20 protein-coding genes are annotated in these 22,692 nt (G+C 67.9%); 7 read left to right on the forward strand and 13 right to left on the reverse strand.

Annotated elements, in window-relative coordinates; genetic code table 11:
- Positions 1 to 6 precede the first annotated feature (6 nt).
- A complete protein-coding gene (gene pyrF, locus F2Q65_RS08145) occupies positions 7 to 750 on the reverse strand; it encodes an orotidine-5'-phosphate decarboxylase (RefSeq protein ID WP_150092242.1) in 744 nt (247 codons plus the stop codon).
- A gap of 9 nt (positions 751 to 759) precedes the next feature.
- Complete coding sequence (gene lapB, locus F2Q65_RS08150; protein ID WP_150092244.1) at positions 760 to 1,968, reverse strand: lipopolysaccharide assembly protein LapB; 1,209 nt, start codon at positions 1,966 to 1,968, stop codon at positions 760 to 762.
- A 415-nt stretch (positions 1,969 to 2,383) separates the two neighbouring features.
- On the opposite strand from lapB, the gene F2Q65_RS08155 reads away from it, so the two are divergent.
- Entirely contained in the window at positions 2,384 to 2,803 is a 420-nt protein-coding gene (locus tag F2Q65_RS08155; protein ID WP_246156062.1) for a hypothetical protein, read from the forward strand.
- Between the two features lie 64 nt (positions 2,804 to 2,867).
- On the opposite strand, the gene sbcB is transcribed toward F2Q65_RS08155, so the two are convergent.
- The 8 genes from sbcB to F2Q65_RS08195 all read right to left on the reverse strand — a co-directional run bounded on the left by sbcB (position 2,868) and on the right by F2Q65_RS08195 (position 11,018).
- A complete protein-coding gene (sbcB, locus tag F2Q65_RS08160) occupies positions 2,868 to 4,307 on the reverse strand; it encodes an exodeoxyribonuclease I (protein ID WP_150092246.1) in 1,440 nt (479 codons plus the stop codon).
- 102 nt (positions 4,308 to 4,409) lie between these two features.
- On the reverse strand, positions 4,410 to 4,754 hold the full coding sequence (gene rplS / locus F2Q65_RS08165) for a 50S ribosomal protein L19 (RefSeq protein ID WP_150092248.1): 345 nt from the start codon (positions 4,752 to 4,754) through the stop codon (positions 4,410 to 4,412).
- A 57-nt stretch (positions 4,755 to 4,811) separates the two neighbouring features.
- Positions 4,812 to 5,666: a tRNA (guanosine(37)-N1)-methyltransferase TrmD gene (gene trmD, locus F2Q65_RS08170; protein WP_150092250.1), complete on the reverse strand. Its 855-nt coding sequence runs from the start codon at positions 5,664 to 5,666 to the stop codon at positions 4,812 to 4,814.
- A 58-nt stretch (positions 5,667 to 5,724) separates the two neighbouring features.
- A complete protein-coding gene (rimM, locus tag F2Q65_RS08175) occupies positions 5,725 to 6,222 on the reverse strand; it encodes a ribosome maturation factor RimM (RefSeq protein WP_150092252.1) in 498 nt (165 codons plus the stop codon).
- Positions 6,223 to 6,315: 93 nt separating this feature from the next.
- Entirely contained in the window at positions 6,316 to 6,588 is a 273-nt protein-coding gene (rpsP, locus tag F2Q65_RS08180; protein WP_150092253.1) for a 30S ribosomal protein S16, read from the reverse strand.
- Positions 6,589 to 6,709: 121 nt separating this feature from the next.
- Positions 6,710 to 7,363, reverse strand: a complete 654-nt coding sequence (locus tag F2Q65_RS08185) for a hypothetical protein (RefSeq protein WP_150092255.1) — start codon at positions 7,361 to 7,363, stop codon at positions 6,710 to 6,712.
- Positions 7,364 to 7,377: 14 nt separating this feature from the next.
- Positions 7,378 to 9,204: a translational GTPase TypA gene (typA, locus tag F2Q65_RS08190; RefSeq protein ID WP_150092257.1), complete on the reverse strand. Its 1,827-nt coding sequence runs from the start codon at positions 9,202 to 9,204 to the stop codon at positions 7,378 to 7,380.
- Positions 9,205 to 9,827: 623 nt separating this feature from the next.
- Positions 9,828 to 11,018, reverse strand: a complete 1,191-nt coding sequence (locus F2Q65_RS08195; protein ID WP_150092259.1) for an endonuclease/exonuclease/phosphatase family protein — start codon at positions 11,016 to 11,018, stop codon at positions 9,828 to 9,830.
- Positions 11,019 to 11,122: 104 nt separating this feature from the next.
- Between F2Q65_RS08195 and F2Q65_RS08200 the strand changes: the two genes are divergently transcribed.
- Entirely contained in the window at positions 11,123 to 12,076 is a 954-nt protein-coding gene (locus tag F2Q65_RS08200) for a cation diffusion facilitator family transporter (protein WP_150092261.1), read from the forward strand.
- Between the two features lie 82 nt (positions 12,077 to 12,158).
- Here F2Q65_RS08200 and F2Q65_RS08205 read toward each other — a convergent pair whose 3' ends face one another.
- Positions 12,159 to 12,707 (reverse strand): cytochrome b, encoded by a 549-nt coding sequence (locus tag F2Q65_RS08205; RefSeq protein ID WP_150092263.1) that lies wholly within the window; start codon positions 12,705 to 12,707, stop codon positions 12,159 to 12,161.
- A gap of 162 nt (positions 12,708 to 12,869) precedes the next feature.
- Between F2Q65_RS08205 and F2Q65_RS08210 the strand changes: the two genes are divergently transcribed.
- Positions 12,870 to 13,817 carry a class I SAM-dependent methyltransferase gene (locus tag F2Q65_RS08210; RefSeq protein ID WP_150092265.1) on the forward strand — a complete coding sequence of 316 codons (948 nt, stop codon included), beginning with the start codon at positions 12,870 to 12,872 and terminating at the stop codon, positions 13,815 to 13,817.
- Positions 13,818 to 13,885: 68 nt separating this feature from the next.
- On the opposite strand, the gene F2Q65_RS08215 is transcribed toward F2Q65_RS08210, so the two are convergent.
- The gene (locus F2Q65_RS08215; protein ID WP_150092267.1) at positions 13,886 to 16,249 is read right to left on the reverse strand and encodes a sensor domain-containing diguanylate cyclase; all 2,364 of its coding nucleotides are present in this window, start codon (positions 16,247 to 16,249) and stop codon (positions 13,886 to 13,888) included.
- A 166-nt stretch (positions 16,250 to 16,415) separates the two neighbouring features.
- Between F2Q65_RS08215 and F2Q65_RS08220 the strand changes: the two genes are divergently transcribed.
- Positions 16,416 to 19,622 (forward strand): acyl-[ACP]--phospholipid O-acyltransferase, encoded by a 3,207-nt coding sequence (locus F2Q65_RS08220; protein ID WP_150092269.1) that lies wholly within the window; start codon positions 16,416 to 16,418, stop codon positions 19,620 to 19,622.
- A gap of 36 nt (positions 19,623 to 19,658) precedes the next feature.
- Positions 19,659 to 19,919, forward strand: coding sequence for an FmdB family zinc ribbon protein (locus tag F2Q65_RS08225; RefSeq protein ID WP_150092271.1), 261 nt, complete (start codon positions 19,659 to 19,661; stop codon positions 19,917 to 19,919).
- Positions 19,920 to 19,938: 19 nt separating this feature from the next.
- Here the strand turns inward: F2Q65_RS08225 and F2Q65_RS08230 are convergent, their stop codons facing one another.
- On the reverse strand, positions 19,939 to 21,069 hold the full coding sequence (locus F2Q65_RS08230; protein WP_150092273.1) for a S1C family serine protease: 1,131 nt from the start codon (positions 21,067 to 21,069) through the stop codon (positions 19,939 to 19,941).
- A 305-nt stretch (positions 21,070 to 21,374) separates the two neighbouring features.
- On the opposite strand from F2Q65_RS08230, the gene F2Q65_RS08235 reads away from it, so the two are divergent.
- Positions 21,375 to 21,566, forward strand: a complete 192-nt coding sequence (locus tag F2Q65_RS08235) for a YgaP family membrane protein (RefSeq protein WP_150092275.1) — start codon at positions 21,375 to 21,377, stop codon at positions 21,564 to 21,566.
- 236 nt (positions 21,567 to 21,802) lie between these two features.
- Positions 21,803 to 22,690 carry an ABC transporter ATP-binding protein gene (locus F2Q65_RS08240; RefSeq protein WP_150092277.1) on the forward strand — a complete coding sequence of 296 codons (888 nt, stop codon included), beginning with the start codon at positions 21,803 to 21,805 and terminating at the stop codon, positions 22,688 to 22,690.
- The last annotated feature ends 2 nt before the right edge of the window (positions 22,691 to 22,692 follow it).

A 22,692-nucleotide genomic window follows, 5' to 3' on the forward strand; every position in this document is an offset into this window, starting at 1 on the left:
TTCGGGTCAGGACGCCGCGGGCGAGACCGATCTGTCACCCGCTGGACCGACCGACGCCAGTTCCGCCTCGATGGCCGACAGGGCCGCCATCGGATCGGCGGCCCCGGTGACGGGTCGACCGACCACCAGGAAATCGGCCCCGGCGGCGACTGCCTGTGCCGGCGTCATCACCCGCTTCTGGTCGCCCTGGGCTGCGCTCGCCGGCCGCACGCCCGGGGTCACAAGCCGAAAGGCCGGACCCAGGGCTTCGCGCACGCCGCCGGCCTCCCGGGGGGAGCAGACGATGCCGTCCAGCCCCGCCGTTTGCGCCAGCCGCGCCAGTTGCAGCACCCGGTCGGCCGGCTCCCCCGGGCAACCCACCGCCGCCAGGTCGGCGGCATCCAGGCTGGTCAGCACAGTCACCGCAATCAGCAGCGGGGGCTGGTCCAGCTGGTCCAGGCGGGCGCGGGCGGCGGCCAGCATCGCCGGCCCGCCGGAGGCATGCACGTTGACCATCCACACGCCCAGGTCGGCGGCCGCGGCGCAGGCGGCGGCGACGGTGTTGGGGATGTCGTGAAACTTGAGATCCAGAAACACATCGAAGCCATCCCGCACCACCCGCTCCACCAATGCCGGGCCGGCGCGGGTGAACAGCTCCTTGCCGATCTTGACGCGGCAGCGACCGGGATCGAGTCGGCCCAGCAGGTCCAGGGCGGACTCGACGCGCGGGAAATCCAGGGCGACGATGACGCGGGGTTCGGTGGCAGGCATGGCAAGGACTCAGGCGATCTGGCGTTGCTTCAGTACGGCGGGATTGGCGATCGGGGACGGCTCCACGGCCTGGATGCTGCCCCAGCGCTTGCAGCTCGGGCACTGCCAGTGCAACGCCCGGGCCTCGAAACCGCAGTGCTCGCACTGATAGACCGGCTGCATGGCCCGCAGATGGCGCACCACCTCGAGCAGGGCGGCGTCACCGGATGCGGCCGCACCGGCTGAACCAGCACTGGCATCGGTACGCAGCCGCAGTTCCAGCAGGCGCTCGGCGCCGGCCAGGTCGGCATGGGCGCGCAGGTAGGATTCGAGAAATTCCAGCGCCGCGTCACTGCCCCGCTCCCGCTCGATGGCCTCGGAGAGCTCCAGCATCAGCGGTGGCGATGGATGTGCCCGGAACAGCGCCTCCAGTTCCCGGGCGACATTGCCCCGCCCCAGCCGCCGCCAGCACTCCAGCAGGCCCGGCAGCATCGCCGGCAGGTACCGCGGCCCGCATTCGGCAACGCGCCGATACCGCAGGGCGGCGGATTCGGCGTTGCCATCGGCCAGCTCCATCTGCGCCTGCAGCATGTGGGCGCGGATGCAGTCGCCATCGACCGCCTGGGCATCCAGCAGGTGCGAGCGCGCCTGCCCGGCGTCGTCGGCGCGCAGGCATTCCTCCGCCATCTCGCAGTGGTACTGGGCGATCTCGGTCTTCAGCGACTCGGTGGAGACACGCTGCAGTTGTTCGGCCATCTCCAGACAGCGGGGCCATTCCTTCTCCGCTTGATAGATCTCGATCAGCCCCCGCAGCGCGCGCCGTTGCTGCAACTGCATCTCCACCAGTTCCTTGAGCAGGCTCTCGGCGCGGTCGAACAGCCCGGCCAGCATGTAGTCCCGGGCCAGTTCATAGAGCGCGAAGCCGCGCTGCTGGGCGTTCAGCGATGGCCGCGCCACCAGGTTCTGGTGGATGCGGATGGCGCGGTCCACCTCGCCCCGACGGCGGAACAAGGAACCGAGCGCAAGGTGTGTCTCCACCGTCTCGCTATCCACCTCGGCGAGCTTCAGGAACACGTCGATGGCCTTGTCCGGCTGCTCGTTCAGCAGGTAGTTCAGGCCACGAAAGAAGGCCGGTGCAGACTCACGGCGCCGCTCCACCGTCTTGTGCCCGGTCCGCCGGGCGACCAGCCAGCCGGAGATGGCCGCCACCGGCAGCAGCAGGAACAACATCTCCATCATCGGCCTGTCAACCACAAAACGTAGTCGCCCGCCGCGAGACGCCCCGGACCGGGAACGTACCCGGCGGCGCACCGGAGGGCGAGCGGCGAGCGGTGCTGGAGTTGGACATGACGGCGACTCATGGGGGTATGATACAGCCTCAGTCGCGCGCCCGCACCGTGCCTCAGCCGGCGGGACCGATGGCAGGCGTTTATAGTGCGCGGGGCAGCCCTCAGATGGAACTGAACGGGAAACCGCAGTGTCCACACGGAGTCAGCCACATGCACAGATCCGCAGGCCAGGTCCCGGCCACACGCACATTCATTGCCCAGGCCGTCTACCGGCCTGCTAGTAATGTTGCCCGTGTCGGTATCAGTGCCGTCATGGATGCCGCAGCCAGGATCGCCAACCCCATCCACCGAAGCCGTTGACCGCCGTGAATGCCAAACCCTTTCCGATCCGCCGCATCGGCCTGGCCGCCGGCCTGTTGCTGGCCGCCGCCCTGGCGCAGGCCGAACCGCTGGACGAACAGACCGGGCAATTGCTGGTGAATGCCGTCGAGGCCGCCTACGCGCTGGACCTGTTCAACAGCCGCTGCCGCAGTGATCAGTCCGGTCGCCGGACGGACAATCTCAACAAGGAGCTGGTCAGCCGGTTCCGCATGACGGTGCTGGACGTTCAGGACGACCTGTTCCCCGAGGGCTACTACCGTGACGCCCAGGCCCGCATGCAACGTGACTTTCTTGCCCGTCTGCGGGCCATGGGCGGCTGTGACGGCGCAAAACAGGCCCGGCTGCGTGATGAACTGACCCGGCGCTACGACACCGCCATGGGGGAGATTGCGGCGCGCCCCTGAATCAGTCCGAGGTAGTCGGAATCAGCTGGAAGCAGCCGCCCGAGACCGGCATCCGGAGCGACGGCTATGTCGCCGCATCCATCACCCGCTCGGCCCATTCCTCCAGCGCGTCCAGCAATGCGAGACGTGCCGGCTCCCCGGCCAGGTCATTGCGCAGCTCGGCGATACGCTGCTCGAAGCCATCGATGGTGATGGAGGCCCCCGCGTCGGGATCCGTCAACCGCTCGAACCGCCAGGCATCCCAGTCCTCGCGTTCGCCCGCGCTCAGCGTCTCCGGCCAGCTGCGGGCACGCATGCGAAACAGCAGCGTCGGCAGGCGCCGATCATCGAAACGCGGCAACGAATCCGCCAGGTCCGATGGTGGCAGCACACGCAATCGCTCCATGCGCTGACGATCGGCGGCGGAAAAGAACCCGCCTGAGTACAGCATCTGCTCCGGATCCGTCGGTTCGACAAACTGCCTCAAGCCATAGGCCTGGCGCAGGTTGTCCGCCATCTGCTCCCGCGCCGCCAGCAGGCGCCCGGCGTGCTGCTGTACCTGCGCCCGATCGATGTCCCAGCGCTCGGCAGCGGCGTCGGTCAGGGTGCCCATGGGCGCAAGCATCGGGCAGGCATTGATCTTGAAACCCTTGACCGAAATGCGCTCGACGCCCTCCGGCAGGTCATCCGCGGCGGTGAACAGCCGCTCGGCGATGGCCTCCGGGGTCAGGTCCAGCAGGATGCTCGGGTCATGGCGCAGATCGAAGCACAGCTGTTCCTTGGAATTGCGCGGGTGCTCCGCGACCACCAGCACCGGCGCGATGCAGCCCTGGGCCGCCGAATAGCGCTGGGAGACGTGCAGCAGCGGTTGGCCGCGCTCCAGCAGCGCGCACACCTTGGCGCTGTCGCGCAGTCTCAGGGCGTGGTCGAACAGGCGGGGCTGGGCGCCCTTGAGCAGCCGCGCCAGGGCGATGGTGGCCCGGACGTCGGACAGGGCGTCGTGGGCGTGGGCGTGGCCGATGCCGTTGGCAGCGGTGAGGTGCTCCAGCCGGAACGAGGTGATCCCCGGCTCGCGCTCGGGCCAGTGGATTCCCTCCGGCCGCAGGGCATGGGCCAGACGCAGGGCGTCGATCAGGTCCCAGCGGGAGTTGCCATTGCGAAAGGCGTGGGCGTAGGGATCCAGCAGGTTGCGGTAGAAGAGATGCCGCGTGACCTCGTCGTCGAAGCGCAGGCTGTTGTAGCCGACACTGCAGGTGCCGGGAATGGCGAGCTCGCGCTGGATGCGGCGGGCGAACTCGGCCTCGGGGATGCCCTCTGCCTCCGCCCGCTGCGGCGTGATGCCGGTGACCAGGCAGGCCTCGGGCAGGGGCAGCAGATCATCAGCCGGCCGGCAGAATAGCGTCAGCGGCTCGCCGACCGGGTTCAGGTCGGCATCGGTGCGCATACCGGCGAACTGGCAGGGGCGGTCACTGGACGGCCGCGCCCCCCAGGTTTCGTAATCATGCCAGTAGAAACTGTCGGTCATGACAACGGTTAGCCCGGCGGCAGCCGCCGGGCCGCTCGCTGCTTGAATCGATGGTGAGGCCGATGGCGGGGCCGGCAATCAGCACCCAAGGAGTGGGCGACCTCAGAGCTTCTCCTTGATCCGCGCGGCCTTGCCGGTACGACCTCGCAGGTAGTACAGCTTGGCACGGCGAACATCGCCGCGACGCTTGACCTGGATGTCGGCAATGGCCGGGCTGTAGGTCTGGAACACGCGCTCCACACCCTCGCCATGGGACAGCTTGCGCACGGTGAATGCGGAGTTCAGACCGCGGTTGCGCTTGGCGATGCAGACGCCCTCGAATGCCTGCAGACGCTCGCGCTCGCCTTCCTTGACCTTGACCTGGACGACGACGGTGTCGCCGGGGGCGAAGGGGGGAACCTCCTTGCCCATCTGCTCGCGTTCGAGTTGTTCGATGATGTTGCTCATGTCTCTGGCTCCTGTTCGGAATCGGCTACGGATTCGGCTCCAGTTTCGGCGTTGGCCTCAATCCTGGCTCCGGTGCTGGTCGGACGATTCCGGTCGTTCGACGCCATCCGGTGGTTGTGTCAACTGGCGGACGGTCGCTCCACTGGTCTCGGCAGAGTCCCGGGGCGCGGCGCCCGCCTCCAATGCATCGAGCACGGCCTGCTCGTCTTTGCTCAAGTCGCGGCCCGCCAGCAGGTCGGGCCGACGTTGCCAGGTCCGCTCCAGGGCCTGCCGCTTGCGCCAGCGGGCGATGGCGGCGTGGTCTCCACTCAGCAAAACCCCAGGGACGCGGCGGCCGTCATCAAGCGTCTCAGGGCGGGTGTAGTGCGGGCAATCCAGCAACCCGTCCATATGCGAATCCGCCAGCGCCGACCCGGCGTGGCCCAAGGCGCCCGGCAGCAGCCGGATCACCGCATCCATCACGACCATTGCCGGCAGCTCGCCGCCGCTGAGCACATAGTCCCCGATGGACCATTCCTCATCAACGTCGGCCTCCAGCAGGCGCTCGTCCACGCCCTCGTAGCGTCCCGCCAGCAGGATCCAGCCGTCGGCGTCGGCGATACGACCGATGTCGGCCTGTGACAGCGGCCGGCCCTGGGGCGACAGGTACGCTACCCGGCTGCGACAGCCGGCAGCCTCGGCCGCGACCCGCGCCGCCCGGATGGCATCGTGCAGCGGGGGCGCCTTCATCACCATGCCAGGGCCGCCGCCGTAGGGGCGATCATCCACGGTGCGATGCGGGTCATGGGTGAAGTCCCGCGGATTCCACAGCCGCAGCGTTGCGATGCCTCGGCCCAGCGCCCGGGCCACCACACCCTCTTGTGTCAGGATGCGGAACTGCTCCGGAAACAGGCTGATGACATCGAATCGCACCGTCTGGCTCCCGAACCTACCCCGTCGCATCCGGGGATACGGCCGGGGGGCGGTATCGCTAGAAATCCGGATCCCAGTCGACCCGCAACAGGCCCGCAGAGAAATCCACGTCCTTGATCACGTCGCCCCACAGGAACGGGATCAGTCGCTCCCGCTCACCACGCACCACCACAACATCGTTGGCGGCGGTCTCGAACAGATGGTCGACGACACCGAGGTCCACGCCCTCCAGGGTCTCGACCTGCAGACCCTCCAGGTCTGCCCAGTAGAACTCGTCGGGCCGGGGCGGCGGGAGCTGGTCTCGGCGAATCTCGATCGATTGCCCCACCAAGGTTACCGCCTGGTCGCGATCATCGCAGCCCTCAAGCCTGGCCACCAGTCCCTTGCCGTGGCGACGCCCCTCGGCGACGGTACGGGGTTGCCCCCCGACCATCCAGGGCGAGTAGCGCAGGATGTTCTCCCGCGGCGCCGTGTCAGAGTGGACGCGGACCCAGCCGCGTACGCCATAGACCCCGGCAATGCGCCCGAGGACGACCAGACGGTTATCGGCAGACATGACCTGTGAGCCCATCACCACGAGTCCGGCCCTGCGCCGACCAACCCTGCCAGCCCGCTGACCGCATGCGCCGGCAAGGACCGGGCAGCCGCGTCAGGCGACGGCTTCGGTCTGCTGGGCCGCCTGCTTGGCCGCCTCTTTCAGCAACTGCGCCACGCGGTCCGTGGGCTGGGCACCCTGGCTGAGCCAGTGGTCGGCGCGATCGCGATCCACCCGCAGACGCACCTCGCCACCGGTGGCGCCGGGGTTGAAGAAACCGATCCGCTCGATGGAACGGCCATCGCGGGACTGACGGATGTCAGCGACGACGATTTGATAGAACGGACGCTTCTTGGCGCCCCCGCGGGACAGACGAATCTTGACCATGGACGATTCCGTTGCAGACGGTTGAGTACTAGCCCACGGGATGATTCGGCCATTGCTGACCGGCGCGCCCGCAGGTAAACGCGCAAGTGTACATGATCCAGCGAAAATTGGAAGCCGCGAATTACGACTCGGCGACCGTGCGATGGCGCATCGCCAGGGCAAAGATCAGCCCGCCGACGGCCACACCCAGCAGGTCCACCACAACCTGCACCGGCTGGACGAGGATCTGGGACGCGGCGTCGGACCTTGGCATGCCGCCGAAGTGCCAGTACAGCACCAGGGCGACGCCGGCGGCGGCCCCGATGAGCCCGGTGCGTCCGACAGTGAGCCCGCGGCGCCAGACCGTGGGCATCATGTGCAGCGAAAAATGCAGCAACGCGAACAGCCCGATCAGGGCGAAGAGCGCGTATTGCATGTAAACGGGCCTCAGGTAAGCCGCCGGGTGACCGGGACCATCACCGGAAAGGGCGCCGGGCACGCTGCCGACGGAATCGTCGAGACCCGCGCCGGCCAAGGCCAGCAGACAGGCCAAGGCCAGCAACGGCAGCAGCAGATTGACGTAATGACGGATGCAGCGCGAGCGCAGCGCGTCCACCCAGGCCGTCAATAGCATGGCGATGCCGGCGAACACCAGCCCGGCGCCGGGGTGGGCCTCGGCAAGCCGGGCGGTCGGCATGAACCCCGACACCAGCACCCCGCCGACGATCAGACCCACGGCGATCAGGAAGGCCCGGATCACAGGGCCGCGGCGGCAGTCGGCGGCAGTCTCAACCATGCTTCATGTGCTCCTCAAGCGCCGCGCTGGGCGCGCTTGCGCTCGTGCTCCTTCAGGAACCGTTTGCGGATGCGGATCGCCTGGGGCGTGATCTCCACAAGCTCGTCGTCTTCGATGAATTCCAGCGCCTGCTCCAGCGAGAAACGGATCGGCGGCGTCAGCAGGATGTTCTCGTCCGAGCCGGCGGCGCGGATGTTGGTCAGCTGCTTCGCCTTCAGCGGGTTGACCACCAGGTCGTTGTCGCGGGAATGGATGCCGACGATCTGCCCCTCGTAGACCTCGTCGCCTGGGGATGCCAGCAGCCGCCCGCGCTCCTGCAGGTTGAACAGCGCGTAGCCAAGCACCTTGCCCTGAGCGTTGGAAATCATGGCGCCGTTGCGGCGCGGCGCGATGCCGCCCTGGTTGGCGGGCCCGTAGTGATCGAAGACGTGGTACTTCAACCCGGTGCCGGAGGTCAGGGTCATGAACTCGGTCTGGAAGCCGATCAGCCCGCGGGACGGGATCTGGTAATCCAGCCGCACGCGCCCCTTGCCGTCGGGCACCATGTCCTTCAGCTCGCCCCGGCGCTCGCCCAGTGCCTGCATGATGGCGCCCTGATTGGCCTCGTCCACGTCGACGGTGAGCTGCTCATAGGGCTCGCAGATCTGGCCGTCGACCTCGCGGAAGATGACCTCGGGTCGCGACACCGCCAATTCGTAGCCCTCGCGGCGCATGTTCTCCAGCAGGATGGACAGATGCAGCTCGCCGCGGCCCGAAACGCGGAACTTCTCCGGATCGGTGCCCTCTTCGACCCGCAGCGCGACATTGTGGATCAGTTCGCGCTCCAGCCGGTCCTTGAGCTGGCGCGAGGTCAGGTACTTGCCTTCCCGGCCGGCAAACGGCGAGGTGTTGACCTGGAAGGTCATGCTCACCGTGGGTTCATCCACGCTCAGCGCCGGCAGCGCCTCGACGGCTTCCGGGTGGCACAGGGTGTCGGAGACGTTCGGCGCATCGATGCCGGTCAGGGCGACGATGTCGCCGGCGGACGCGGACGGCACCTCGAACCGCTCCAGCCCCAGGTAGCCGTAGACCAGGCCGATCTTGGCCTTGTGGGTGACGCCGTCGCGCTTGACCACCACCACCTGCTGGTTGGGCTTGATGGTGCCGCGCTGAATACGCCCCACCGCGATGGCGCCGACGAACGAGTTGTAGTCCAGCGTGGATACCTGCATCCGGAACGGCCCCTCGGGGTCCACATCCGGCACAGGGCAGTGCTCGACGATGGCCTCGAACAGCGGCGTCATGTCACCGTCGCGCACGCTGTCCTCGAGCCCGGCGTAGCCGTTGATGGCAGAGGCGTAGACGATGGGAAAGTCCAGCTGCTCGTCACTGGCGCCCAGGCGGTCGAACAGGTCGAACACCTGATCGATGACCCAATCCGGACGGGCGCCGGGCTTGTCGATCTTGTTCACCACCACGATGGGTCGCAGGCCATGCTCGAAGGCCTTGCTGGTGACGAAACGGGTCTGCGGCATCGGTCCTTCCTGCGCGTCCACCAGCAGCAGCACCGAGTCCACCATGGACAGCACCCGCTCCACCTCGCCGCCGAAGTCGGCATGGCCGGGGGTGTCGACGATGTTGATGCGATACTCCTGGCCGTGGAGGTTCAGCCGCAGCGCGGTGTTCTTGGACAGGATGGTGATGCCGCGCTCGCGCTCCAGGGCGTTGGAGTCCATCACTCGCTCCACCGGGCCGAATCGCTCGCCAAGGGTGCCGGACTGCTGCAGCAGCTTGTCCACCAAGGTCGTCTTGCCGTGGTCGACATGGGCGATGATGGCGATATTGCGAAGGTTTTCGATCACGAGGGATGGTCTCCAGTGAGCCCGACGGCGCGGTCGGAAGCGGACCCGTCAAATTGACAGCCGACCAGTATAACCCGTAACGCGCCGAGGGAGAAACCAGAATCAGACGGCAGAGCCAGGATGTCTGCGAATGCTTGCCCCACGAATGGCTGCCCCGGAGATGGTCGCATGTCGCAGCCCTGCCCGGACAACCCCGGGACGCTTTCAACAAACAGACGCTTGGGGGCGTTCGTTCATGCGCCACCGCGGTCCGCCCCACAACACCGCCAGCCGCGGGGGTTTCCGCAACCTGCCCACAGCCGCTGTGGATAACTTTGTGGACAATAGACTCGCGACGTCCGCAAGTGCAAGCGCCGACAGACATCCGGTCGGATTGGTCAAAAAATGATCACTCTCGCAAGCCATTGTTTTGATTGGGTGCGGGCTGCTGTTTTCGCCTAAGCCACGCTCCCGCCTGCCGCACTCGGGCCACCGGACCCTGCCCGCTGCCGCCTGTGCACAAGTTCGTCTTCATTCTGAAACAGAGGCAGTTTGTCAAGCGCGCTGGCCGGGTGATTCGCTGCCCCCGGCACACATCGGCACTTTCCATGCGGGGCGTCATGCCGGGCGCGCGGCATGCGCCGTCAGCGTGTCGGATTGGAAGACGAAGGCAGGCGTAACCGGATCCGCAGGGGATGGTGGTCCGACGGCGGCGGCCCTTGGGGAAAGCCCAGGGCGACGAAGCTGTCATCGATCACCCAGGTGGCGGCGTCGCCGCCGAAGACGAAGTGGTCGATGGCGTAAGGGTATTTGGGGTTGCGCGGATACGGAAACGGCCGCCCGGCATTGGCCAGCAACAGGTCGGCCCCGGGGTGGGCCACCCGGGTGCCCGGGCGGCACTGGCGGCCCAGTTGCTTGTCATCGCGCCAGTCGCAGACCTCGCCGTCGTCGAGTTCGCGCCACAGGTCGTCCCTCGGCTGGTCCAGCTGGCGGTTGAAATCGCCCATCAGCGCAAACGCCTGCCCAGCCTCGGCGCGGCCGTCGACCCACTGCTCCAGGATGCCCCGCTGTCGCCGCAGCAGCAGGCATTGCGGGCGGTTGACCCCGGACCCGTCCAGCCGGCCCCAGGCACATCCGGCCTTCAGGTGCAGCGACATCAGTTCCAGCGCCGTCGCAGAATGCCCGGCGACACCCGGACGGGCCTCAGGCAAGGCCGAATCAGCGCGCTCCAGCGGCTCGATGCGTATCCGGGTGCCCCAACGGCCGCCCTCGATGCCGAGCGCGCGGTACGGCGGCAGCGCGCGCCAGTCCAGCCCCAGCGCCGCCAGGCGCTCGCGCTGGATGGCAAACCCGGTGCGCAGCACCGTGCGCGCCTGACCCGGCATGCCCCGACAGCCGACGGACCGCGCCTCGCGCCGCTCGGAGACGACGATGTCGTAACGGGCCGGATCGAACACCCGCGCCACCGCCGCTGCATTCTCCACCTCCTGCAGGGCGACGATGTCCGCGTCCAGCCGCTCCGCCACCGCACGCAGGCGGGCGTAATCCGCCGCCTGCCGCGGCCGGCACCCGGCTCTGTCCTCTGCCGCGAGATGCTCCAGGTTCCAGGTCCCCAGCACCAGTTCAGGCGCCGGCGCGGCCGCCGCCAGCCCGCTCCAGGACAGCGCCACGGCGGCAACCAGCGCCGACGCCTGCAGCAACGCCCGCACCGACACCCTGACCGGCAGGGGGTTCAGCCTTGACCGCCCGCCAACCACAGACACCCGCCGGCGCAGGCAGGCGGGTACAATGGAACGCCGCCGGCACCGGGCACGCTTCAGACCATGCTTGAACATCGTTTCTCGCCATACATGCAATCAACCACCCTCACCACAGGTCCACAGCCGAGCCAGTAGCCAGCCCGAACTCGCACTTGAAACAGGACAAGGCCCGAACAGGTATGATCGAACCCACGTCATCCGAGCGCCCGGCATCCGGTCTTGCGCAATCCGACCCCCTGGGCAACGGCCGACTGCTGCGGCTCGCAACCTATGCTTCGGTGTCCACGGCCACGCTGCTGATCCTGGTGAAGCTCATCGCCTGGCTCGCCACCGGTTCGGTCAGCGTGCTGGCGTCGCTGGTGGATTCGATCATGGACGTCGGCGCCTCGCTGGTGAACCTGCTGGCGGTGCACTGGTCACTGAAGCCCGCGGACGCGGAACACCGGTTCGGCCATGGCAAGGCGCAACCCCTGGCTGCGCTGGGTCAATCTGCCTTCATCGCCGGCTCGGCGCTGTTCGTCGGGCTGGAGGCGGTGAACCGCTTGATCCACCCGCGGCCGGTGGCGGATGCCGGCATCGGCCTGTTCATTCTCGGCTTCGCCATGGTCGCCACCCTGGCGCTGCTGGTGTTCCAGCACAGCGTCATCCGCCGCACCGGCTCCACCGCCATCCGTGCCGATGCCCTGCACTATGCCACCGATCTGGCAACCAACGGCGCCACCCTGCTCGCGCTGGGACTGGCCTGGTTCGGCTGGCACGGCGCGGACCCGATCCTCGGCTTCGGCATCGCCGCCTTTGTGCTGCTGAGTGCCGTTCGCATCGGCCACGATGCCGTTCAGTTGCTGCTCGACCGGGAATTACCCCAGGCGGATCGAGACGAGATCACCGCGCTGGCCAAGGCCGGCCCCGAGGTCCGCGGCATCCATGGCCTGCGCACACGGCGCTCCGGCCAGTTGCTGATCATCCAGCTCCATCTTGAACTGGACGATCAACTCCCGCTCAGCGAGGCCCACCGCATCACGCTGGAGGCCGAGCAGCGCATTCGCGCCCGCTATCCGGAGTCGGACATCATCGTCCACCAGGATCCCGCCAGCCTCGGCGACGAGCATCACGGTACCAGTCACAGCCAGTGAGTGCCCGACAGCTGCTCATGCGTGCCGAGGAGACGCTGCTTTATCGGCCTCCTGGCCAGGAGGCCGATGACTCAGCGACCGATCAGGGCAGGCTCATGCGCCGCATGATGCCGTCCTTGAGCCGCCAGTGCTTCAGACCGGCACCGATGTGCAGCAGCAGCACGAACAGCAGCACCAGGCCGCCGATGCCGTGCATCAGGAACAACTGCTCGCCCAGCGCCTTGTCGGCCGGGTCCAGGCCGGGCTGCGACCAGCCGAAGAACTGCACCGGGAAACCGCTGATCGACGTCGCCAGCCAGCCGCCGATGGGCAGCCCGATCAGCAGCAGGTACATCAGCACATGGGTGCCGACACTCACCCCGCGCTCGATGCCGGTGAGGGGCACCTCGTAGTCAGGGACCGGCGAGAACCGGAACAGCAGCAGACGCAGCACGACCAGAAAGAACAGCAGGATGCCGAAGCTCTTGTGCATCATGTAGAAGGTGCCGGCGAGTTCCTCGCCCACCAGACCGGCCAGCCCCTGGTAACCGAGCCCCCAGAACAGAAAGCCCATGCCGAGCAGGCCGAAGATCAGCAGCGCGATGATCCAGTGCAGCAGCCGCTGAAAGAGTGAGTAACGGGTCTTTGCCATTGTAATCTCCCATTGATCGCCCAAAGTTTAGATCGTCGGAGACAGCCCCGGGGAAACGCCGGATTGTTCAGCGTATCCCGCGCGGGGCAACCTGCCACGCCTCGCATTATACGCAACGCGCGCCGAACGTCGGCCACGTTGTGAGCAGACCGGAACGCACCCGTGCCCGATCAGACCGCCCCTCCATCGCCGTTGCGCACCTCCCTGCGCTACCTGAACTGGCTCTATAACCCCTATCACGGACTGGATACGGCCGCCGTCTACGATCTGCTGTCCACGGGCGCGGCGACCGAACGCGGCCTGTACCTCAACCTCGGCTACTGGCAGCAGGCGGACACCCTGGACGATGCCAGCGACGCCCTGGCCATGCTGGTGGGAGAAACGGCGCGCATCGGCCCCGGCGACACCGTGCTCGACGTCGGCTTCGGCTTTGCGGATCAGGACCTGCTCTGGGCGCACTGCCTGCAGCCCGCGCGCATCATCGGCTTGAACATCACCGACTCCCAGGTCCGCGTCGCCCGCCACCGGGTAGCCGAACAGGGCCTGCAGGAGCAGATCGACCTGCGCCTCGGCTCAGCCACCGACATGCCGCTGGAGTCGGCCTCGGTCGACGCCGTGCTGGCCCTGGAGTGCGCCTTCCACTTCCATACCCGCGAGCGGTTCTTTCGCGAGGCCTGGCGCGTGCTCAGGCCCGGCGGACGCCTGGTCACCGCGGACATCATTCCGATGCCGGGGCAACGCGGCTTCAAGGCCCGGCTGCAACAGCGCCTGTCATGGGGGCAGGTAGCGGGCAAGTTCGTCATCCCGACGGAAAACGCCTATACCCGCCCGACCTACCATGCCAAGCTGGCCGTCACCGGTTTCGAGCAGATCCGTATCGCCTCCATCCGCGATCAGGTCTACGGGCCGCTGCATCAGTATCTGGCCCGGCATCCGCAGGCCCTGCGCCGACTGCATCCCATCGCCCGACAGCATGCCCGACTGGCGCTGCGTCTGGACCCGGCGGTGCTCTACCGGGGCCTGGACTATGTGCTGGCATCGGCGATGAAACCGCAGCAACTGCGCCCGCAGCAGCCGGGCGCCGTCAACAGGATGCCGCCGCCGGCGTGACATCGATGCGGGCGCCTACCCGGAAACAGGACTGGAAACAGGACCCAAGACGGGGCCAAAGACGAGACTCAGGACCGGCCTACTGCCGCTGAAGTCGCCGGCGCCTCCTCCGGCGCCGCCAGACAGACCCGGTTGCGTCCGGCGGCCTTGGCAGCGTAGAGGGCATCGTCCACCCGCTTGAGCCAGGCGTCCATGGCCTCCCGGGAACCCAACTCGGCAACGCCGAAACTCACCGTGACCTGGCCCGCCAGCGCAAAGGCCCTGCCCGCCACCCGCTCGCGCAACTGCTCCGCCAGCGAACGGGCTTCCGCCTCTCTGGTCCCGGGCAACAGCACAACGAATTCCTCGCCGCCCCAGCGGGCCAGCACATCCACTTCGCGCAGCCGCGACTTTACCCGGTCGCTCAGTTCGATCAGCACCTGATCCCCCACCTGATGGCCCAGGCTGTCGTTGATGGCCTTGAAGTGGTCCAGGTCGAACAGCAATAGCGACAGGGGCTCGCAGTAGCGATGGGCACGGGCGATCTCGGTGGCCGCCACGCGCTCGAAGTGGCGCCGATTCCAGGTCCCGGTGAGGGCATCCGTGGTCGCCAGTTGCTCGAGCTGCTGGTTCAGCTCCTTGAGCTTGCGGTTGGCGGTTGCGGCCGCTTCATAGGCGCCCTCCAGTTCCTGCTCGTAGGCCTTGCGCTCGCTGATGTCCATAAGCGAAATCAGCAACAGGTCGTCCAGCGCAATGGTGCCGATGACCACATCGAGCACCCGCCCGTTCTTGCAGGTGACGCGGTATTCGCCCTGCTCGATCTCGCCAGGGTTCGCCAACACATCGGCAATGGCGTCGGCCCAGACCTGCATCACCTCGGCTCGGTAGGTCGCATCGGGATAGGCGCGGCGGAACCAGTCATCGCCACAGGGGATGTCCTCCAAGGTGTAGCCGAAGGTGCGGACGAAGGCGCGGTTGAGAAACAGGATCTCATCCGCGTCACCGCCGCGGCCGATGACGATGGGGATGGGCAGGTGCTCCAGCATCCGGCGGATCCGCGCCTCGCTGTCGCGTAACTGGTCCTGCAGGCGCTGATGCTCGGTGAAGTCCCGCACCGTCGCCAGCAGCACCCGGGCGCCGTCCAGCTCGATGGTGCTGAGCACCACCTCGCAGGGGAAGTCCAGCCCGGTATCGGCGCGCCGGTGCGCCCAGCGGAAGGTCCGGCTGCCCGTCTCCAGCGCGCGGTCGATATGCGTCCTTGCCAGTTCGGCAGAGGGGGTGCCGTCGGGCTGGTTCGGTGGCGACAGGTCGCCGGGATGGAGCCGCTTGAAGACCGCCTTGTCAGGGATACCGAAGATGCGCAGCGCGGCGGCATTGCAATCAAGGAAGCGCTCGCGGTCGAGCAGCATGACCGCCTCGCTGGAGGCCTCGAACAGGGTGCGGAAGCGGGCCTCCACTGCCTGCCGGGCCTGCAGCGCGGCCAGTTGCTGACGCTGCCGGTCCCGGTGCCAGAGCCCGTAGCCGACGGCATAGAGCAGCAGCAGCGTCAGTCCCGCCACCAGCGCCGTGCTCCAGGCGGTGGCGTGCAGGCCTGCATAGGCCTCGGACTCGTCGATCTCGGCGATCATCAGCCAGGGCGTCCCCCGGATGGCGGTGGCATAGGCCAGTACCAGCAAACCGCGGTAGTCCACACCCTGCGCCAGGATGCCCAGCTCGCCCCGGGCGGCGCGGGCGGCGGGCAGGTCCGGGGCGTCCAGCGGCTGCGTCAGGCGCAGGGCGGCCCCGGCCTGGTGCCGCAGCGGGGTCAGGAAGCGAACGCGATCGCGCTCCCGCCGCACCAGGTAGGTCTCCGCGGTCCGGGTCGGCATCGGCCAGGACGCGACCAGCGGATCCAGCGTACTGGCCGCCGGCCAGGTCAGGGACAGGACCCCCCGTGGCGGCTCGCCGGACAGCCCGAAGGGGGCCAGCACGCCGAACTGCACCGCACCATGGCGGTCGCGATACAGCGCGCTATCGATCACGGCCGGATGCTGCAGCACGCCCTGCAGCTTCCAGGGATCACCCTCGGCGTCGGCATCGCCGACGGCCAGAACCACCTGGTTGTCACGATCGAACAGCGCCATTCCGCCCCATTGCCGCATGCGAACCAGTTCCGCCATGCGCGCGCGGATGCCGTCGATCAATGCATCCGGCTGCCGCCCGCCGTCGAGCCAGCGGGCGAAGGCCTGCGCATGGGGCGCATGCGCGGAGTAGAAGGAAGCTGCGTCCGTGCGCGCAGCGGCGACCCAGGACTCGATCCGCTGGCGCTTCTGCTCGGCGATCACCGCCAGGGTGCGCTGCGTCTCCTCGCGGATATCGTCGCGCAGGACCCGATAGGCGAAGCTGCCAATGGCGGCGACCACCACCGTGGCCACCAGCAGCAGCAAAACCAGTCGCTGCGTCCGTAAGGACATCGACAACGGGCGGTGCGTGCGCGATTCTGGCACACCAGCGGTCATGTCACCTCTCTTGCCCGTGGCCATGCGATAGGGCCATACGGGAAGGCTGTGCGGGGTTTGGGGCCTGCCAGAACCAGTATAGTATCCGCCCAGGCGCCAGGCAGACCGAAGGAATCGCACCGTGACCAGATTGACCCGCATCGCCGGCTTCCTGCCGTTCGTGGCGGTGGTGTTCCTGAACTCCTTCGTGGACCTGGGCCATAAGATCATCATTCAGAACACCCTGTTCAAGGCCTACGACGGCCCCGAGCAGATCTGGCTGACGGCGCTGGTCAATGCGCTGATCCTGCTGCCGTTCATCCTGCTGTTCACCCCGTCGGGCTATCTCGCGGACCGCTGGCCGAAGAACCGGGTCATGCGCCGCGCGGCCTGGGTGGCGGTGGCCATCACCCTGGGCATCACCGCCTGTTACTACCTGGGGCTGTTCTGGCCGGCCTTTGTCATGACCTTCGTGCTGGCCCTGCAGAGCGCGGTGCACTCGCCGTCGAAGTTCGGCTACATCAAGGAACTCTGCGGCAACGAGGCATTGACCACGGCCAACGCCTGGGTGCAGGCGTCGAGCAGCATCGCCATCCTGGCGGGCATCCTGGTCTTCTCGGTGCTGTTCGAGGCGATGCTGGCCACCCCCGCTGGCGAGGTGGGCGGCAGCGGCCTGCCGCCGGACGAGATCATGCGCCGCATCGCCCCGGTGGGCTGGTTCCTGGTGCTGGCCTCGCTGGTGGAGGTGGCCCTGGCCTATCGCCTGCCCGATCAGCCCCCCGGCGAGGCGGAGATGCGCTTCGACTGGGGCCGTTACCTGCGGGGGCAGTACCTGCTGCACAACCTGCACGCGGCCTGGAACAACTCGGTGATCTGGCTCTCCATCATCGGCCTCGGGGTGTTCTGGGGGCTGTCGCAGGTGTTGCTGGCGGCCTTTCCGGCGTTCATCGAGGACAGTGTCGGCGAGACCAACACGGTGGTCATCCAGGGCCTGATGGCCTTCTCCGGCATCGGCATCATCCTGGGTGCGGCCATCGCCGGGCGCATCGCCCGCGACCATGTGGAGACTGGCCTGATCCCGTTCAGCGCCCTCGGCATTGCGCTGACGCTGTTCCTGTTGCCCGGCATCGGCGCCACCTGGCTACACGGCGTCAATTTCATGGCCCTGGGCCTGCTCGCGGGCATGTTCATCGTGCCGCTGAACGCGCTGATCCAGTTCAATGCCGGCGAGCGCGAGCTGGGACGCGTGCTGGCGGCGAAGAACTTCGTGCTGCACTGGATCATGCTCGTCGGGCTGATCATCACCGTGCTCTCGGCGCTGGCGGACAGCGGCAGCCGCGCCATCATGGTCGGGCTGGGACTGGTGGCGCTGGGCGGGGCGTTCTATACCGTGTGGAAACTGCCGCAGTCGCTGGTGCGCTTCTTCATCGCGCGAATGCTGGCCTTCCGCTACCGGCTCCAGGTCATCGGCCTGGACAACCTGCCGGCCCAGGGCGGCGTGCTCATGCTGGGCAACCACATCAGCTGGATCGACTGGGCCATGGTGCAGATGGCCAGCCCGCGGCCGGTGCGTTTCGTCATGGAGCGGGTGATCTACCAGCGCTGGTATCTGCGCTGGTTCCTCGACTTCTTCGGCGTGGTGCCCATCTCCCGCGGCAGCAGCCGCCATGCCCTGCGGGTGGTCACGGACCTGCTCGACGACGGCCAGGTGGTGTGCCTGTTTCCGGAGGGCACGCTGTCGAAGAACGCCCAGCTCGGAGAGTTCCGCAAGGGCTTCGAACGGGCAGCGGAACAGGCCCGCGGCGTCATCCTGCCGTTCTACCTGCGCGGCCTGTGGGGCAGCCGTTTCTCCTATGCCAGCAACAAGTTGCGCCGCAGCCGTCGCGGCGGCCGGGCGCGGGACGTCATCGTCGCCTTCGGCCCCCCGCTGCCCATGCAGAGCAAGGCCGAAGCCGTAAAGCAGGCCGTGTTCGAACTGTCGGTCAGCTCCTGGCAGGAACACGTCCAGCAACTGCCGAGCCTGCCCAGCGCCTGGCTCAGGACCGCACGACGCAACCTCGGCCAGACCGCGGTGCTGGACTCCTCTGGCACGGCGCTGAGCAACCGCCGCCTGATCGCGACGGTGCTGCTGTTCGCCGATGCCATTCGCCGGCAGTGCCCGCAGCAGACCCTGGGCATCCTGCTGCCGCCGGGCAGCGCCGCGGTCATCGCCAACCTGGCCGGCTGGGTGGCCGGCAAGACCGTCGTCAATCTGGACTACAGCGCCGACCTGGAGCACCTGCGCCGGATGCTGCGCGCGGCCGCCGTGCGCGACCTGATCACCAGCGAGGGCTTCGCCCGACGGCTCGCGGCCCGGGGCCTGGAGCTGGAGTCCTTGCTGCCGGACGACCGCCTGCGGACCCTGGAGGCCCTGGACCGCACCCTCGGCAGGCTGCGCCGCTGGACCACACAGGCCCTGGCGGTGCTGCTGCCGACTGCGCTGCTGCCGGCACTGTACGGCCGTCGTGCGCGCCCGGACGCGGTCGCCGCCATCCTGTTCACCGGCGATACCGCTGCACCCCGGGGCGTGGAACTGACCCACCGCAACATCCTGGCCAACGTGCGCCAGATCGCCGACGTGCTCAACACCGAATGCGACGACCTGATCCTGTCCAGCCTGCCGCTGTACCACGCCTTCGGACTCACCGTCACCACCGCGCTGCCCCTGCTGGAGGGCATTCCGATGGTCTGTCATCCGGACCCCGCCGATGCGCCGGGCAACGCCAAGGCGATCGCCCGCCACCGCGCCACGGTGCTCTGCAGCAGCTCAGCGCTGCTGCAGCGGATGGTGACGCACCCCAAGGTCCATCCACTGATGCTCGAAAGCCTGCGCATCGTCGTCGCCGGCACCGGGCGTCCGAGCCCCGAGGTGCGCGACGCCTTCGCCATCAAGTTCGGCAAACGCATCCTCGAGGGCTACGGCGCCACCGAGACCACCCCCGTGGCCAGCGTCAATGTGCCCGACGCCATCGACACCGCCACCTGGAAGATCCAGACCGGCTCCAGGCCGGGCACCGTCGGCATGCCGCTCCCGGGGACCAGCTTCCGCATCGTCGACCCGGTGACCCTGCAATCCCGCCCCGCCGGCGAGCCGGGACTGGTGCTGATCGGCGGCGTCCAGGTCATGCGGGGCTATCTGAACGACCCGGATGGCACCCGCCAGGCAGTGGTGGAACTGGACGGCCGGCGCTGGTTCAAGACCGGCGACCGGGGGCACATGGATGCCGACGGCTTCCTGACCATCGTCGGCCGCTGTCCAATCCCTGACGCAGACAGTTCGCAACGAACGCCAGCCGCCTTCGACGTATAATTACGGCATAACAATCATCGATATGGAGAGCCCATCATGCCCACCTACGACTATCGCTGCGACGCCAACGGCCAGGTGGTGGAAGTCAGCCACCGCATGAGCGAAACCCTGTCCACCTGGGGCGAGCTGTGCGCCCGCGCCAACCTGCCCTGCGGCGACACCCCCGACGATGCCCCGGTGCAGCGTCTGGCCACTGGCGGAAACGTCATCACCAGCGGCAGCCTCGGCAGCGGCGTCGCCCCACCCGCCTGCGGTGCCGGCGGATGCTGTCCGGGCGGCGTCTGCGGCCTGAACTGATACCGGCGCCAGCAGGCGCTCAGTCCCACTGCCGATAACGGCCGCCCAGCGTCAGCTCCACCGTCGCCGGTCGGCCGTTGCGCACGATACCGAGCTCCACCCGATCGCCCACCTGATAGCCCTCGAGCTGCTCGATGAGGGCATCCATGGTAGCCACCGGCCGCCCGTCCAGCGAGCGGATGATGTCACCCGGGATCACCTCACCGCCGTTGGTCACCCGGGTCCCCACCAGGCCCGCGCGCTCCGCCGGCGACTGGGGCTCCACCCGCAGTACCAGCACCCCGTTCTCGATGCCGAGCTGGTCCAGGATGGTGCGCGCCGTGCCGTCATCGCTGTAGATGCCGATCCGCGGGCGCACATAACGGCCATGGGCGATCAACTGCGGCACCACCCGGTTCACCGTATCCACCGGGACCGCAAAGCCGATGCCGCTGAAGCTGCCGGACGGACTGTAGATGGCCGTGTTGATGCCGATCAGGCGCCCGGCACTATCCAGCAACGGACCGCCGGAGTTGCCCGGATTGATGGCGGCATCGGTCTGGATGAGCCGACGGATCTCCCCGGCCTGCTCTGAGGCGATGGTACGATCCAGCGCCGAAACCACGCCCGTGGTCAGACTGTAGTCGAAACCGAAGGGATTGCCGATGGCAAAGACCTTCTGCCCCACCCGCAGATCCGCGCTGCGCCCGACCGCCACCGGCTGGATCTTGGCCGACGGCATGCCGATGCGCAGCACCGCCAGATCGTGCTCCGGGCTCGCGCCAATGAACTGGGCATTGTAGCTACGACCGTCGGTGAGGCGCACCCGCGCCGAGCGCGCATCCTCGATGACGTGGAAATTGGTCACCACGTGGCCCTGGTGGTCCCAGATCAGGCCCGAGCCAGTGCCCCGCCGCACCTCCGTCAGATTGCGCACCCAGGGGTTCACCAGCGTGGCCGTGGTGCTGATGAACACCACCGACGGGCTGACACGCTGAAAGATCTCGATGGTCGCCAACTCGTCGCCGGCCAGTTCGCCGCGGGCGGTCACCGCGCGGGGCTCGGCCTGGTGGAGGATCAGTAACTGCTCCAGCCAGGGCTTGGCGGCGAGGGTGAGAAGAAACAGGATCGCGGCCCAGAACAGGATCCGCGGCAATTGAACTCCGTGCATGGGTCTAAGGTCGGACGGCTGGCGTGGATGGATGGCTGGCTGGCGTGGCAGGTCGGCGTGAACCGACAGCGCGGCGCCGGCGGCGGAGAAGCCGAGGCGCCGGCTGCGCGCGGGGGCAGTATACAGGCACACAGCGCGCGGCGCGGACGGTGAGCATTGCCGTATCGCAACGAGCACGTCGGCAAAAAGGCGTACAATGCCGATCTGGCCGCGAGGGATATTCAAGCACATCCCGAACGGCGTCGTCTCGATCGACATTCGGCCAGCGCCGAACCCACCCACCCGACCCCGCACTGGAGACACCCATGACCAAGAACATCGGCAAGCAAGACCGCAACATCCGCTATGGCGTCGGCGCCGTGATGATCGTCGTCGGCCTGCTCACACAGACCTGGTGGCTCGCCCTGATCGGCCTGGTGCCCGTCGGCACCGCCTACATGGGTTCCTGCCCGGCCTACTCGGCCCTGAACATCGACACCCGCAAGGGCGGCGAATAATCCGTCGGTCACGGGCCGGCCGCCCGGCCGGTCCGGCTCCGGCGATTCGCATCGCGCCGGGTGCCGGGGTCGCGATTGGAGCCAGGATTGAGACCGGACCCGGAGACCGGGGGAGACGGGAATCGAGCCTGGCACTGGCACCCAAACGCCCCCACCTGAACTGGTGGTAGTGCCACACTCGCGCCACCCGAAGCCTTCTCCAGCACATCACCTGCGTCCAACGGGGACCTTGCGGAATGGAAGCCAAGCCGCTCATCGAAGCCGTCTCCCTGGTAAAGCAATTTCCCGGCGTCACCGCCGTCGACGGCCTCAGCTTCGGCGTGCGCCCAGGCCAATGCTTCGGCCTGCTCGGCCCCAATGGCGCCGGCAAGACCACCACGCTGGAGATGCTCGAAGGCATCCAGTCGCCCACCACCGGCGCCGTGCTGTTCCGCGGCAAGCCGCTGGACCAAGCCTTTCGCGAGGCCATCGGCATCCAGTTCCAGGCGACGGCGCTGCAGGACTTCCAGACCGTCGGCGAGGCCCTGGCCATGTTCGCCAGCCTGTACCGGCGCACCGCCGACCGCGACGAACTCATCGAGCTGTGCAACCTGGCGGAGATCCTGCGCCGGGACACGCGCAAGCTCTCCGGCGGACAGCGCCAGCGGCTGCTGCTGGCCATCGCCCTGGTCAATGACCCACAGCTGGTCTTCCTGGACGAGCCCACCACAGGCCTCGACCCCCAGGCCCGCCGAAACTTCTGGTCGCTGATCGAAACCGTGCGCGCACGGGGCAAGACCATCCTGCTGACCACGCACTACATGGAAGAGGCCGAGCGCCTGTGCGACGAGGTGGCCATCGTCGACCGGGGCCGCATCATCGCCCAGGGCGAGCCGGGCTGCCTGGTGGGCAGCCACTTTCCCGACGCCATCGTGCGTCTGCCCGCCGCCGCCTGGCCCCCGCAGCGCGCGCTGCCGACCAACGCGGAACGGCGCGACACCGCCATCGAGTTCTATACCGATGACGTGGCCGCGACCCTGGAGGAACTGGAACGGCTCGACATCCCGCTCACCGCGTTGCGCGTGGACCGCCCGAGCCTGGAGGATCTGTTCCTCAAGCTCACCGGACATACCCTGAGGGCCTGATC

This window comes from Thiohalocapsa marina (assembly GCF_008632335.1).
GTDB lineage: Bacteria > Pseudomonadota > Gammaproteobacteria > Chromatiales > Chromatiaceae > Thiohalocapsa > Thiohalocapsa marina.

Bases quoted from the DNA above. Each gene is read 5' to 3' on its own strand.
- pyrF (WP_150092242.1), bottom strand. From the start codon at position 750: ATGCCTGCCACCGAACCCCGCGTCATCGTCGCCCTGGATTTCCCGCGC.
- lapB (WP_150092244.1), bottom strand. From the start codon at position 1,968: ATGATGGAGATGTTGTTCCTGCTGCTGCCGGTGGCGGCCATCTCCGGC.
- sbcB (WP_150092246.1), bottom strand. From the start codon at position 4,307: ATGACCGACAGTTTCTACTGGCATGATTACGAAACCTGGGGGGCGCGG.
- rplS (WP_150092248.1), bottom strand. From the start codon at position 4,754: ATGAGCAACATCATCGAACAACTCGAACGCGAGCAGATGGGCAAGGAG.
- rimM (WP_150092252.1), bottom strand. From the start codon at position 6,222: ATGTCTGCCGATAACCGTCTGGTCGTCCTCGGGCGCATTGCCGGGGTC.
- rpsP (WP_150092253.1), bottom strand. From the start codon at position 6,588: ATGGTCAAGATTCGTCTGTCCCGCGGGGGCGCCAAGAAGCGTCCGTTC.
- F2Q65_RS08185 (WP_150092255.1), bottom strand. From the start codon at position 7,363: ATGGTTGAGACTGCCGCCGACTGCCGCCGCGGCCCTGTGATCCGGGCC.
- F2Q65_RS08195 (WP_150092259.1), bottom strand. From the start codon at position 11,018: ATGTTCAAGCATGGTCTGAAGCGTGCCCGGTGCCGGCGGCGTTCCATT.
- F2Q65_RS08200 (WP_150092261.1), top strand. From the start codon at position 11,123: ATGATCGAACCCACGTCATCCGAGCGCCCGGCATCCGGTCTTGCGCAA.
- F2Q65_RS08205 (WP_150092263.1), bottom strand. From the start codon at position 12,707: ATGGCAAAGACCCGTTACTCACTCTTTCAGCGGCTGCTGCACTGGATC.
- F2Q65_RS08215 (WP_150092267.1), bottom strand. From the start codon at position 16,249: ATGTCCTTACGGACGCAGCGACTGGTTTTGCTGCTGCTGGTGGCCACG.
- F2Q65_RS08225 (WP_150092271.1), top strand. From the start codon at position 19,659: ATGCCCACCTACGACTATCGCTGCGACGCCAACGGCCAGGTGGTGGAA.
- F2Q65_RS08230 (WP_150092273.1), bottom strand. From the start codon at position 21,069: ATGCACGGAGTTCAATTGCCGCGGATCCTGTTCTGGGCCGCGATCCTG.
- F2Q65_RS08235 (WP_150092275.1), top strand. From the start codon at position 21,375: ATGACCAAGAACATCGGCAAGCAAGACCGCAACATCCGCTATGGCGTC.
- F2Q65_RS08240 (WP_150092277.1), top strand. From the start codon at position 21,803: ATGGAAGCCAAGCCGCTCATCGAAGCCGTCTCCCTGGTAAAGCAATTT.